Origin of the sequence: Paraliomyxa miuraensis (assembly GCF_026337845.1) — a bacterium.
Classification (GTDB): domain Bacteria; phylum Myxococcota_A; class Polyangia; order Nannocystales; family Nannocystaceae; genus Paraliomyxa; species Paraliomyxa miuraensis.
Genome location: NZ_JAOVZF010000131.1, coordinates 48,431 through 61,096, shown reverse-complemented (window position 1 = coordinate 61,096; position 12,666 = coordinate 48,431). Strand labels below are relative to the sequence as shown.

The following is a 12,666-nucleotide window of genomic DNA, read 5'->3' as shown; positions in this document are numbered from 1 at the left end:
GACGTTTCTGTGCCAGGCAGCGCTGGTCTGCTCCCCAAGGATGAGCCGTCGTGCGAAGCCCCCGATCGCCACGACGCCGACGTCGCCACGATGGTCGTGCAAGACGCGGGAGACATGGGTGAAGCTGCGGTGGATCAGGCAAGCAGGGAGGAGATGACCGGCGGGATGCCGTTCGATGGTGTCGACACGCGGGCGCGGGATGATCACGCGAGATGATCGGGATGATCACGCGAGATGATCGCGATGATCACGCGAGAGGAGCGCGATGCTCGGCGCAGCGAGCTCGTGGGCACATCGTGCATGGGCGAGGGCTTCACGCCAAGGCGTCACGACTCACCGAGCTGGCTGTCGATGTATCGGCGAGCGTGCTCGAGCACCGTGTAGCCGCGGTATTGGCCGCTGGCCTCCATCGTGTCGAGGATGGCCCTCGCGGTCCGCAGGTGGTCGATTTGGGTGTCGCGGTCTCCCTCGGCCTTGGCTGCGTGCGCGAGCCACTGATGAGACGTCGCGAGGTCGAAGGATGCCTGGGCGCTGTGCGGGTCCGCCTTCGCCAGCCCCTCGCGGGTTTGGAGCGAGCGTTGGAAGAGGCCGCGGGCCGCCGCGAGGTTGCCCGACTGCACTTCCACGTTCCCCAGCTTCTCGAGGGAGATGGAGAGGTCGCGCTGGGCCTGGGCGCTGTGCGGGTCCGCCTTCGCCAGCCCCTCGCGGGTTTGGAGCGAGCGTTGGAAGAGGTCGCGGGCCGCCGCGAGGTTGCCCGCCTGCACTTCCACCCTCCCTAGGTTCTCGAGGGAGACGGAGAGGTACCGCTGAACCTCCGATGAGAAGGGAAACCTCTGCTCGAGCTTGGCGGCGATGTCGTGTGCCGCTTCGTACGCCTTGCGCGCCACGTCGACATCATCGCTGTGCAGGGCTTCATCCCCGCGACGGATGTGCGCAACGCCGATGTTCCACTGCGCTTCGATGTCGGCATCGGTGGCACCGAGCTTCGCCAGCATCTGCTGCAGGGCGGCTCGGGAGGCTCGGGGCAGATGGTCGAGCTCGGGATCGAAGGCGCCGCGCTTGCGGTCGTGCTCGGAGCCCGAGGCCAGGTGCAGGCCGGTGCGGCAGACCTCGAGCATGGCCTGCCGCAACGCATCGTCGGCGATCGGACCGCCCGCGTCGGCGGTGACCAGCACGATCCGCCCGCCCTCCGGGTAGGCGCGGGGGCCCTCGGGAACGGTCTGGGACTGGGCCAAGGCGCAGCGCACCAGCACCGGCTCGGCGCCGGTGGGCGGGCGGAGCAGCTCGAGCGGGAGCCGGAGATCCTCGCGTGCATCGACGCTTGCCACGACGCTGGCCAGACGGCACGCCGGGGTCTCGAGCCACTCCCCGCGCGTGCCGAGCAGGCGCTGGAGCGCACGGTCGATCTCCACCCGATCGTCGAAGCCCAACTCGCCGCGCTCCACGGCCTTGGCAAAGCACCGCACGATCCGCTCCCGCAGGGCCTCGCGCTCGAGCTCCGCTGGCTCTTCACCCCCAAAGAACACGCGCTCGGCGACGACCTGCATGCCGATGTGGGCGTGCTGGTTGTCGACGTGGACGCTGGACGGGGTGCTCATGTCACGGCAGCTCGCTCGACATCCCAGGGCCCAGGAGTCACGGGATCATGAGTGGGCGCGCGAACGAAGAATCGTCGAGCGGCCATCGTGAGGGCGCTCATCAGGATATCGTCACGGGCGGGGAGAGCCCAGGCATTCGTGGGTTCATGCGCTCGATGGCACGAAGGTGCCACGGTGATGGCCAGCGGCCCCAGCCAAGGCCAGCGCATCGAGTATGCTCGGGCTCGTGGGCAACGGGTCGGGTGGGCGCACGCTCGAGGGTCTCATCGACGAGCTCGCGCAAGTGTTCCACGAGGCCGGCGAAGCTCGAGAGCTCGCCCAGCGAGCTGGCTTTCCCGCGGCGGACCTGCCCGGCTTCGATACGGCGGCCGTGTTCTGGAGCCGCGTGGTCCGAGCGGCGGACGTGGGCAAGACGGTCGGCGGAGTCGCGGCGATCGTCGAGCAGGCCAAGGCGACATTCCCGGGCAATCGGTTCTTCGCCGCCTACGGGTCCGGGACTTCCGCGCCGACATCCGCTTCGACGGTGCCGGAGCCCCGCGGTGGCCCATCGATCGACAACCGTGGTGCCAACATCGGCCAACAGATCGTCGTCCATGGCAACGCGAGCTTCGGGGCGATGACCGTGAGCATGCCCGGTAGGCCGTCGGGAGGCTCGGGCGGCCGCGGTGCGCCTCCGGCCCCCGACGGCCCCGCTCCGCCTCCACGCATCGACGACCTCGGTGCACGCCCCCGGGCATCCGACGCTTCGATTGACGTCGTCATCATCACCGCTGCCGAGGGCGAGGACACGGCGCTGCTCGAGGTCTCCGAGGGCGTCCTCTCTCCGTGGACCAAGATCCCCTCCCCACAGGGCTACGCGAGCGAGGTCTACCGCGCCGCATTCGACAGCCTCGCCACCCCCGGACGACCGATCCACGTGATCACCACCCGGCCCCCGCGCATGGGAGGCGACCACGCGGCGAACGCCGCGGGGCTCTTGGTCGGAGCCTTCGAGCCTCGCTGCATCGCGATGTGCGGCGTGTGTGCCGGAAGGCCGGAGTGGACCGAACTCGGCGACGTGCTCATCGCAGAGCGCGTCTGGCGGTACGACACGGGCGAGCGGGTCAACGCGGTCCCCGGAGGACGGCCGGTCTTCAAGAAGGACACCGAGCTGTTCTCGCTCTCGGCCAAGTGGCTGCGCGCGGCCGAGAACGCGGCGAAGGAGTGGAAGACTTGGCCCGGGCGCGACGACGCATGGCTCCGGGCGCGACCACGTCCGCTCGAGCTGCAAGCCTCGTGGCTCATGAAGGAGCTCGCCGAAGAGCGCGACCCCGCGGCGCATCCGGACGTCGAGCGGCTGTGCGCGAGCTGGTCGGACGTGGTCGAGCAGCTCGTGGCGGACGGGCTCGTCGAGGACGGCCAGCTCACCGACTCGGGCCGCAAGCACCTGCGGGGCATGCTCTTCAAGCACAAGGGCCTCCCCGAGCCGGCCGCTTGGGCCGTGCACGTGGGACCGGTGGCGACCGGCAACCGCCTCGTCCGCGACGTCGACATCTGGCAAGAGCTGGAGGACGAGCAGCGCTTGGTCCGAGGCTTCGACATGGAGCTCGCCGCGGTGGGGGCGGCTGGGTGGGCCTCCGAGATCCCGTTTCTCGCCGTCAAGGGCGTGATGGATTTCGGGCTGCCGCATCGTCACCGCGGCTTCCGGCCGTTCGCGGCGCGAGCGTCGGCCGAGGTGCTCGTGCGGCTGCTGCGAACCGTGGTGGTGCCATCGTCCGGGGGCGCCGTGGCGAGCCCGACGGGCAGGGAGCGCAACGGCATCGGAAACCTCGGCGAGCGCCCGCCCGTCTTCGAGGGCCGCGCCGACGAGCTCGAGCGGATCCGCGAGGCGCTCGGTAGCAGCGGCACTGCGGCGGTGTTCTCGGCCGTGGTGGGCCTGGGCGGCGTGGGCAAGTCCCGCTTGGCGTTCGAGTATGCGTTCGAGGGCGACTACGACGTGCGCTGGTGGGTCCGGGCTGGCGCGAGCGCGACCGTGCACGAGGATCTGGTGCGGCTTGGTCAGCGGCTTGGGTTGTTCGGCGAGGTCGGCAACGTCGAGCGTGCGGTCGACGAGGTGCTCGAGTGGCTGTCGACGCACGAGCGCTGGCTGCTCGTGCTCGACGACGTGAGGGGGCCCGACGAGCTCCGCGAGGCCCTGAAGGGTCGGCTTGGCCGTCTCGGCCGGGGGCACGTGCTCATCACCTCGCGGGCGAAGGCGTGGCGAGGCCTGGCCAAGTCGATCGAGATCACCACGCTCTCACCCGAGGCGGCTCGGGCGGTGCTGCTCGAACGCAGCGGTCGGCCCGACGACGGCTTCGCCGACGCCGTGGCCGAGCGGCTCGGGTACTTGCCGCTGGCGCTGGTGCAGGCGGGGGCCTTCGTGGAGGCCAATCGCTGCCCGTTTGGCGAGTACCTCGAGCTCCTCGCGCAGCACGGCATCGGGATGTTCGACGAATCCGACGCGGCGACGGGGGACTACTACGAGTCGACGGTCGCGGTGACGTGGGCGATCAGCCTGAAGGCGATGCGCGGGGAGAGCCCCGCGGCCAAGGCATTGCTGGATTGGCTCGCGTTCCTCGACCCAGATGGTGTCCCGCTCCGATTGTTGCGAGAGCATGGCCAGGCGCTCTCGGAGCCACTGGCCGAGTGCGTGGGCTCGGCGCGGGAGCTCAACCGAGCGATGGCGGCACTCCTGCGCTACAGCATGGTCGAGCGCGTGGACCGGCCAGAGGATGCGCTGCGGGTGCACCGGCTGGTGCAGGAGGTCACGCGCCACAAGCTCGGCGAGGAGGGACGACGGGAGCTCGCGGCGGCGGTGGTGCGATGGGTGCGGGGTGTGTTTGCCTACGAGCCCGACGTGACGCGGATCGCGGACGTGCCCGAGGGCATCGGCGAGCAGTTGATGGCGGTGGGGGAGGAGGATGCCTGCGTGGCGACCAGCGGCCCCGCGCTGACGTGGGCGCTGAGCGGGCTCGCGGACTACCGGATGCGACGGGGCATGCTCGCCGCCGCTCGACTGGCAGGAGAACGCTCGCTCCAAGTAGCCGAGGGGCTGGCGAAGGCGGACCCGCACAGCGCCCAGGCCCAGCGCGACCTCTCCGTCTCCCTCAACAAGCTCGGCGAGGTGGAAGTGCAGGCGGGCAACCTCGCGGCGGCCCGCGACCTCTTCCAACGCTGCACGAACATCCTCGAGGGGCTGGCGAAGGCGGACCCGCACAGCGCCCAGGCCCAGCGCGACCTCTCCATCTCCCTCGAGAACCTGGGGAACGTGGAAGTGCAGGCGGGCAACCTCGCGGCGGCCCGCAACCTCTTCCAACGCTACCGAGACATTGCCGAGGGGCTGGCGAAGGCGGACCCGCACAGCGCCCAGGCCCAGCGCGACCTCTCCGTCTCCCTCGACAAGCTCGGCGAGGTGGAAGTGCAGGCGGGCAACCTCGCGGCGGCCCGCGACCTCTTCCAACGCTGCACGAACATCCTCGAGGGGCTGGCGAAGGCGGACCCGCACAGCGCCCAGGCCCAGCGCGACCTCTCCGTCTCCCTCAACAAGCTCGGCGAGGTGGAAGTGCAGGCGGGCAACCTCGCGGCGGCCCGCGACCTCTTCCAACGCTGCACGAACATCCTCGAGGGGCTGGCGAAGGCGGACCCGCACAGCGCCCAGGCCCAGCGCGACCTCTCCGTCTCCCTCAACGAGCTCGGCGACGTGGAAGTGCAGGCGGGCAACCTCGCGGCGGCCCGCGACCTCTTCCAACGCTCGCTCCAAGTAGCCGAGGGGCTGGCGAAGGCGGACCCGCACAGCGCCCAGGCCCAGCGCGACCTCTCCGTCTCCCTCAACAAGCTCGGCGACGTGGAAGTGCAGGCGGGCAACCTCGCGGCGGCCCGCGACCTCTTCCAACGCTCGCTCCAAGTAGCCGAGGGGCTGGCGAAGGCGGACCCGCACAGCGCCCAGGCCCAGCGCGACCTCTCCGTCTCCCTCAACAAGCTCGGCGACGTGGAAGTGCAGGCGGGCAACCTCGCGGCGGCCCGCGACCTCTTCCAACGCTCGCTCCAAACCCGCGAGGGGCTGGCGAAGGCGGACCCGCACAGCGCCCAGGCCCAGCGCGACCTCTCCGTCTCCCTCAATAGACTGGGGGACGTGGAAGTGCAGGCGGGCAACCTCGCGGCGGCCCGCGACCTCTTCCAACGCTACCGAGACATTGCCGAGGGGCTGGCGAAGGCGGACCCGCACAGCGCCCAGGCCCAGCGCGACCTCTCCGTCTCCCTCGATAGACTGGGGGACGTGGAAGTGCAGGCGGGCAACCTCGCGGCGGCCCGCGACCTCTTCCAACGCGACCTCGAAATTGCCGAGGGGCTGGCGAAGGCGGACCCGCACAGCGCCCAGGCATCCTTCGACGTCGTCCTCTCCCTCCTACGCTTCGCCGCCCTCGCCGAGCAGGAAGGCGACCTCGATGCCCTCCGCAAGGTCGTCACCACCACCAACGAGCGCCTCGACGCCATGGACGCCAAGGGCCAGATCACCGGCTACAAACAGCGCGAGGCCGTCCGCAAGCTCTTCAAGGATGCGGCCGCCAAGCTCCGGGCCGATGAGTAGCGTGGGGCTCGTACACTACACCGCCCCGTCGTCCGCCATCACTCCTGACTCTCCCGTGAACCGCCGGAGATGAGAGTGAGCGTGGTAATCGATGGGACTCGGAGCAAGCCAATCGATGGAGTCGCAGGGCCGGATGCCGGCGTCAAGGCCAAGCGGGACCGTCGCGATGCGAGCCTTGACCCCGGCATCCGGCCCTGCGGTTCGGCAAGGTGGCGGGAATGCTGGGCATTCCCGTGATCACGATCGGCGATGGAACCTCGGCCCTTCATCGCGAAAGATGCTCGAGGAACAGCGTAATCCCATCAACTGCATGCTCATACTCAACTGGTCGCGTGCGAACGTCGCTTCGACGAGACGATCCAGGAGCTCTCTCAACTGTTCCTGTGTCATGGTGTCTCCTCAGTCGCAGCAGTCCGCGGCCGTCAGCGACGGCCTGCGGCGTATCGGCATCGACGAACTCAGCTACCGGCGGCGCCACCAATACATCACCGTCGTCGTCGACCCTCGGCCCGGTGGGCCGCGCTTCACCGCGAGCGGGTGAGCCCACCTCCCATGCACGATGATCTGCTGCGTCATCGTGGCGCCGCCGTTGTCGGTGGTCTGGCTCGGTTGCGGCTCGGGCATCGGTCCGGGGCCCGCCGATCCTACGGGTTCCTCGCGCGGGCGTCAGCATCACCATTGCTTGGCCTCGCGGCGCAGCCCATGGGGACATGGCACCAACGGTCCCCAACGTCAGATCAGAGCACGACCGCTATGGACTCGCCTTCTCGCTTCACGTCTCAAGGCCGGGCCACCACGTAGACGTACTTCCAGCGCTTGGCCCGAAGCGCGTGCACCCACGTCCACGAAGCCTCCTCGCGCAGCCCCGGCGGGATGTTGGGATTGGTCTGCTCGACGTCGAAGGTCACCAGTGGGGACGTCATGCTCCCGAACGTGGCCAGTGCGTCCAGGGCCGCATGTGCGGTCACGAGGGCCTCGGGGTCTCGATGCGCCTCGCTGATCCTCAGATCCAGCACGAACACCGGATCCCCGCCGACCATCAAGCCGAACTCGGCCTCGTACCAGTCGTAGAAGTCCTCGTCGTAGCCGTTCCCGTCGAGCAGCGCGCTCGCGAGGTAGTCGTGGTCCCCGGTCAACGCGTCCATCTCCATGTTCGCGTCCACTTGGTCACTGAGGAATGGCTTGGAGATGCGGATCTCCCCGACCTTGACGTAGTGCGCCTCCTCGTCGCCCTCTTCGCAGTCATCGGGAAGCTCGTTGCGCCACACCATGATCGTGCCGATGGCGCTCACGACCGCGACCTCGAGCTCCCGCCGAGCGTCCCACCGCACCATCACCGGGGACTCCGCGAACCAGCGAGGGTCGCGTTGATCGGGTGGGAACATGACCTCGTCGCTGTCGCGCATGCCGAGCTACGATAGCGCAGCTTCGGGCGTGGACCGCTCGACGGTGGCAATTCGAAGTGTTGCCCCGGGGAAGGATGATCTGCTCGGCCGGTCGACGCGGAGAACGGGTCGCGATCACGCCTTGGGACGCCCCGAGCGCCTCGGTGCTGCCGCCCCTTCGATCGGGGCGAGCCGTCCTTGGAAGTACCACTCCCCATCGATGAACCGCATCCGGGGATCGTCCAGCCGCGACCGCACCTGCTCGATGATCTCCCGCTGTTGCACCACCGGTAGATCGGGCTCGTAGCTCCACTGCACCCCGTACCGGATCACGAACTCGTCCGCGAGGTACCGCCGCAACCACAGCGGCAGCGCCATCGACAGCACGTCGAGATCCGTGTGGGGTCCTGCCAGCCTCCCGAGTCGATGCCGTTGTCCAGGCCGCAGCCGCTCGCCGTGCTCCGCCAGCCACCGCGACCATGCCACCGGTTCAGTGCTGATCCCCGAGCCCTCCAATGCCGTCCATGCCCGATCGCACGCTCGCTCGTCGACCGCCTCGCTCTCCGCGTCGTCCTCCATCCCAAGCCGCGCCCCGGTGATCAGGAACAACCCGAGAGCTGCCGCCTCGGCGTGCGCCTCCGTCCGAAGCTGCTCGACCAGCACCTCGAGCCCCCGCGGATCCCCGAACACTCCCAGCGCCAGCAACGCCTGCGCCGGCTCTTCGCCCTGCGCGGCCTCCATCAGCCACGTCCCCATCGCCGGCCCGCCGCCCATCGCCACTGGCAGTATGGCCCACGGCGCGCGCTTGCGATGGGCGAGCCGATCGAGCACCGACGCCTCCCCGCTCCGCAGCGCGGCCACGGCCGCCGCTCGAGCCACGACAGGATCGCCACAACGCACCTCGGCCAGCACGGCGCCCGGCACTGTCCCGGGTAGCTGCCCCAACGCCCGCAGCACCGCCGCTCGATCGGCGCACTCCCGCGCCGCTGCATCCCGCAGGTCGTCGGCCGCCACAACCCACCCTCGCGCTCCCACGCAGGTCGCCAGCACCGACGCCACGTGCGGCCCGGCGTCCCGCAGCGCCTCCGCCACGAGTTCCGCCGCATCGCCAGCCAGGTGGTGCACCAGGGCATCCGCCACCGCCTGCCGCAGCGAGGCCGCGGCCCGCTCGTCGGTCGGCTCCTCGCAGTACACCTCCAACTCGAGCAAGGGGACCCGCACGATCGCGAACCGGTGGAGCCGACACGCCAACGCCACCAGCGCGTAGAAGGTCCACGGTCCCTGTGGGGCCGCCTCGATCAACGCCACCGCCAGCGCCGCCTCCCCACCGCGCCCGAGCGCCTGCAGGTGCCCGTCGATCCGCGCCTCGACCTCGGCCAGGTCGTCGAGCGTGGCCTCCCAGTCGCACAGCCACCGCTGCCGCAGGTCGTACAGCTCGCCCACCATTCGCAGGTGCTCGCGATACGGCTCCATCATCCCCGCCCCGCCCATGCTCACGAGCCCTCCGCCTTCGAGTTTCGGATCCCACGAACCAACCTGCGCGAGACCCTGAGTCTCTTGGCCGAGCGGGTCACGTTGCCCCACTCGTCTGCGAGCATCTGCTCGACGACCCATCGATCGACCACGCGCTCGATCTCGCGGTGTGTCACCCGTCGCTCGACCAGCTCGGCCAGCGATGGCCCCACGGGCACGTCCACTTCCTTGGATCTCGCCACCTTCGCGATCAATGCTCCGACCGCCGGACTACGCACCGCTGCCCACCGCTGGCGAAGCCTCCTGCGACTGATCTCGAGCCGGTTGGCGGCGTGGGTGATGTTCCACTCGCATGCGATGAGGACTCGCCCGAGCACCCACCGGTCGACGATGACCTTGAGTTCTCGCCGCGTCACTCGTCCGAGGAACCGGCCGAGCTCGGGCTCGGGCTCTCGTGCGACCTCGACCTCGGGCTCGCACGCTTCGGAGACCTCGACCGTGGCCGCCGCCTTCACTTCGGGACCCTTTCGTCGTGGGGCGAAGTTGCGATGTCCGTGAAGCCCGGGGAACCCAGGGAGCTTCGCGGCGATCACGACCCGCGACACCACCGCCTCCACCGTGGTCCCGGCGAACTGCGCCAGCTCCCATACCTTCATGCCCTCGACCAAGCGCACCATCTTGCGGAGGTCGATGACGAGCTCGCCCTGCACGTTGGGCGAGCTGGGTCGGCGTCGTGCAGTCATCACGGCGTCCCCTCCCCATGCAAACCCGGACGGCTCCGGTCGGCGGCGCAATCGGCCTCGTGCACCGAACGTGCTCCGACTTCGCCTCCCGCTCGCCGCTGGTTTCGGGTACACGGCCCTTTTGCCCGCGTTGGTCGCATCTTGGTCCTCGACTCGCGCCGCCTGCCGTCCAACGCCTCGAGCACGGGGGCGAGACGGGGGTTGTTCCGCTTCCATCGATCGACGTACTCCCGGACCGACTTGCGACTCATCCCAACGTTCTTGGCGCCGTACGTGATGTTCCCTGCTGCATCGAGTATCGCAGCCATACAGATGAGCGATCGGGTCTCGCGGAGCAGCTCGGCGAGCTTGCGCGGGTCCGCGTCGATCGCCAGCACCTTGCGGCCGAGCGCATCCCACTGCGCCCGAAGCTCCGCCCGCAAGTCGACCAGCCTCGTGATCACCGGCCGGTCCAGGTGGCCCTCGATGAACGTCAGCTCCACCGGATGCCCGACCATGGCGGGCTCGATGGGAATGGTCGCAAGCGCCCTGGCTTGCAAACATTCACCGTTGGGCGCGACCAGTTTAACCACGGCTTCGAGGTCCTGCGAGACTTCGACCACAGTGCCCATCAGCGGCTCGAATTGCAGCGAAGGGTCGGATTCCGTCGCTGCGTTCGGATCCTCGGGTGACTCTGCGTTCATGCCTTACCTCCCTCGTCCTTCGACCAACGCAGGAAGACCACCGCGGGCATCGGGATCAACGTAGGGTTCGACTCCAGCCACTGGTGCAGTCGAATGCGAACGATCCGCCGGCAGCACCCGAGCCGGATCGCGGCGGCCGCCAGGTTCCCCTTGCACTCAACCACACCCCAGACGACGGTCAGCACCGTAGACTCGCGTATGACCTCCGCGAGCGCGGCACGGCATCGGGGCTCGTGAACGAACACCCGCTCACCAAGCGCCTCCCAGCGTCCCGTCAGCTCGGCATGCCAGTCGTGGCCCAGCACCGGATCCGTCGTCTTGGCGTCATCGCCGAGTAGTTTCCTCACCATCGAGATCGCAGTAGCCACGCTGTCATCCCCTTCCTGCTCGTCGGTCGAGCTCGATCTTCTCCGTGCCACGAATGCTCACTTCGCCTGCCGCCACGATGTCGATGTGGCTGGCGGTTTCGCCGGGGCTATTCCAGCGTCCAGGTGGCCAGCTCGACAGACATCCCGCCGCCGTTGCCGTCCGAGGAGCCCGAGCGCAACACCAGCGCGCCCTCGGCCGGGCGATCGAATTCATGAGAAAGCCGGATGTAGAGCGTGGCGTTCGGGTCGACCGGCTCCACGCCCAGGGCGTCGAGGTCGTCCAGCTCGCCGGTCATCGTGGCCGAGCCGAATTCGTCGAAGAGCGCTCCGACCACGATGGTCGTGTCGAGGGCTCCGTCGTCGGTCCGCAGGGTGATCTCCAGGTCGGCCTCGACCCAGTCGGAGCAGACGACGCGATCGTTCCTCCAAGGGAACCTCGAGTCGACCACCCGCTCGAGGTCGATCTCCTGAGCCATGGTCGGCTCGTGCACCGTCACGGAGATCCGCGTCTGCCCGGGCGGAGGCAATCCACGGATGTACGGCTCGCTCGACTCCCACCGCAGCGGACCGAAGCGCTCGCCCACGACTGTGGCCACCATCTCGCCGAAGGTGACTCCGATGACGAGCGGCGTGTCTTCTTCGGTCACGGGAGGGTGGTCGACCTGGAAGCATCCACCCTTGCTGTCGCAGCCAATGAGCATCGCCGTTGCCGTGACCAGCCCGATGACGTTTGGAGTGGGTTTCATGGGATGCCTTTGTCCAGTTGGGCACGAGCCGCTCCGAGTACGACCGCCCCACGCAACCCGCTTTCCGAGCCTGCGAAGGCCATCACGTGATCGGTCTTGGCGTAGCTCCTCATGAACGAGGCCACCCCGCAGATCGCGAGCAACGCTCCCGAGGCTGCCCCGACGTCCCCCCAGCTGTCGGCGGGCGCGGCGAAGCAGTTGGCGTCCACGAATGGGTGCGGGTTGCGTAGAGCCGCGAATGCGAATTCCTCGCTGCGGTACCGCTCCCCGTTGAGGTCGCAGAGCGTGTCGCCGATCTTGTCCTCGGGCAGATCCAACCCCTGCACGGCGTCCCGGATCGCTCGCGTCAATCCCTCGCCCGTGCACACCGCGTCGGTCTTGATCCGGTTGGGTTCCTCGGCCAGCCCGATTCCCACCACGCGGGCCAACACCGGCACCCGTTGCGAGCGGCACCAGCTGCGCGAGGCCAGGGCGAGAAAGCCTGCCCCCTCGCCGGGCACGAACGACGAGCGGCTGTCGTGGTCGTTGAGGAGTTGGCCGTTGTCGTCGAGCCACTCGAGGGTGTCGACGTGGATGTAGCTCTCGACCCCGCCCACGAGCGCCACCTCGCACTCGCCGGCCCGTAGGGCCTCGATGGCCCGCGCCATCCCGAAGATCGCGGACGCGTTCCCGTGGGGCAGGGCCACCACGCGTTCGAGGGGAATCGCGGGCGCCACCTCGCCCACGACCTCGCGCGCGAGCGGTAGCCCGGCGTCGGCCGACCACCCAGGCCGGGACTCGGGCAAGCCCATGAACACCGCGGCACGCGAGAGGAACGGCGCGAGCGGCTCGCATACCTCTTCGAGCGCCCACCGGGCGAGCCGGCGCATGCGGTCCTCGCCCTCGACATGCTCGTCGAGCTTGCAATCCATCGCCACGCGCATCTCGTCGCCGTACTTGTCCAGCATGTACGGATGGAACCCGAGCCGCGAGATCCCGGCCCGGACCGCAGCCGCGGTCGTCCACGCCCGCAAGCCCACCACGGTCCTTGCTCCGCAATTCACGATGCATGCGTCGAGGGTCAT

General features: G+C 69.1%; 9 protein-coding genes. 1 reads left to right on the top strand and 8 read right to left on the bottom strand.

The genetic code is table 11. From position 1 onward, the window contains the following. Window positions 1–326 precede the first annotated feature (326 nt). A complete protein-coding gene (locus OEB96_RS03920; RefSeq protein ID WP_266214075.1) occupies window positions 327–1,598 on the bottom strand; it encodes a tetratricopeptide repeat protein in 1,272 nt (423 codons plus the stop codon). Window positions 1,599–1,824: 226 nt separating this feature from the next. On the opposite strand from OEB96_RS03920, the gene OEB96_RS03915 reads away from it, so the two are divergent. Next, the gene (locus tag OEB96_RS03915) at window positions 1,825–6,204 is read left to right on the top strand and encodes a tetratricopeptide repeat protein (RefSeq protein ID WP_266214074.1); all 4,380 of its coding nucleotides are present in this window, start codon (window positions 1,825–1,827) and stop codon (window positions 6,202–6,204) included. Between the two features lie 779 nt (window positions 6,205–6,983). On the opposite strand, the gene OEB96_RS03910 is transcribed toward OEB96_RS03915, so the two are convergent. From OEB96_RS03910 to OEB96_RS03880, 7 genes are all read right to left on the bottom strand, one after another. Continuing rightward, on the bottom strand, window positions 6,984–7,610 hold the full coding sequence (locus tag OEB96_RS03910; protein WP_266214073.1) for a hypothetical protein: 627 nt from the start codon (window positions 7,608–7,610) through the stop codon (window positions 6,984–6,986). A 114-nt stretch (window positions 7,611–7,724) separates the two neighbouring features. Continuing rightward, on the bottom strand, window positions 7,725–9,086 hold the full coding sequence (locus OEB96_RS03905) for a hypothetical protein (protein ID WP_266214072.1): 1,362 nt from the start codon (window positions 9,084–9,086) through the stop codon (window positions 7,725–7,727). Continuing rightward, the gene (locus OEB96_RS03900; protein WP_266214071.1) at window positions 9,083–9,805 is read right to left on the bottom strand and encodes a helix-turn-helix domain-containing protein; all 723 of its coding nucleotides are present in this window, start codon (window positions 9,803–9,805) and stop codon (window positions 9,083–9,085) included. The genes OEB96_RS03905 and OEB96_RS03900 overlap by 4 nt, the downstream gene beginning before the upstream one ends. After that, window positions 9,805–10,488 carry a DUF6484 domain-containing protein gene (locus OEB96_RS03895; RefSeq protein ID WP_266214070.1) on the bottom strand — a complete coding sequence of 228 codons (684 nt, stop codon included), beginning with the start codon at window positions 10,486–10,488 and terminating at the stop codon, window positions 9,805–9,807. Before OEB96_RS03895 ends, OEB96_RS03900 begins: the two co-directional genes overlap by 1 nt. Beyond that, on the bottom strand, window positions 10,485–10,856 hold the full coding sequence (locus tag OEB96_RS03890) for a hypothetical protein (RefSeq protein WP_266214069.1): 372 nt from the start codon (window positions 10,854–10,856) through the stop codon (window positions 10,485–10,487). The genes OEB96_RS03895 and OEB96_RS03890 overlap by 4 nt, the downstream gene beginning before the upstream one ends. A 107-nt stretch (window positions 10,857–10,963) precedes the next feature. After that, window positions 10,964–11,602 (bottom strand): hypothetical protein, encoded by a 639-nt coding sequence (locus OEB96_RS03885; RefSeq protein ID WP_266214068.1) that lies wholly within the window; start codon window positions 11,600–11,602, stop codon window positions 10,964–10,966. Beyond that, on the bottom strand, window positions 11,599–12,666 hold the full coding sequence (locus OEB96_RS03880) for a beta-ketoacyl synthase N-terminal-like domain-containing protein (protein ID WP_266214067.1): 1,068 nt from the start codon (window positions 12,664–12,666) through the stop codon (window positions 11,599–11,601). Before OEB96_RS03880 ends, OEB96_RS03885 begins: the two co-directional genes overlap by 4 nt.